The organism is Campylobacter concisus, from assembly GCF_002914195.1.
GTDB classification, from domain to species: domain Bacteria; phylum Campylobacterota; class Campylobacteria; order Campylobacterales; family Campylobacteraceae; genus Campylobacter_A; species Campylobacter_A concisus_M.
This window is the reverse complement of record NZ_PPAU01000047.1, coordinates 1-523: the sequence shown is the minus strand read 5'-3', so window position 1 is coordinate 523 and position 523 is coordinate 1. Positions and strand designations below refer to the sequence as shown.

General features: G+C 43.0%; 1 protein-coding gene. It reads right to left on the bottom strand.

Translation table 11 applies throughout. The features are described 5' to 3' along the window. Positions 1–52 precede the first annotated feature (52 nt). The coding region (locus CYP28_RS00920; RefSeq protein ID WP_141090886.1) for a formate--tetrahydrofolate ligase at positions 53–523 on the bottom strand (471 nt) is incomplete at its 5' end.

Below are 523 nucleotides of genomic sequence, written 5' to 3'. Positions count from 1 at the left end.
TCTATACCTCTTAAAAAAGATACTGGCGTTTGCCAGTATCTTTTTCATAAATTTACGACAAGCCGTCGATCTTGCCCTCTGCGTCTATCTTCATATTGACCGCAGCTGGCACTTTTGGAAGTCCTGGCATTAGCATGATCTTACCGCAAACCGCGACGATAAAGCCAGCTCCCGTTCTAATGTCAAGGTCTTTTACGCTAAATGTAAAGCCCTTTGCTCTGCCCAAAAGCTTCGCATCGTCACTAAATGAATACTGAGTTTTTGCGATACAAACTGGTAAATGGCTCAAATTTAACTCTTTTATCATCTCAAGCTTTTTAAGAGCGGCCTCTTCAAAGACCACCTCGCCAGCTCCATAAATTTCCTTAGCGACCTTTTCGATTTTAGTTTTCGTATCATCGCTCATCTCGTATGTGAAATTTATCTTGCTTGGCTTATCGCACGCCTTTAAAACTAGCTCGGCAAGCTCAAGCGCACCTTTGCCACCTTTTAAGAAATTCTCGCAAACTGCCACTTCTACGCC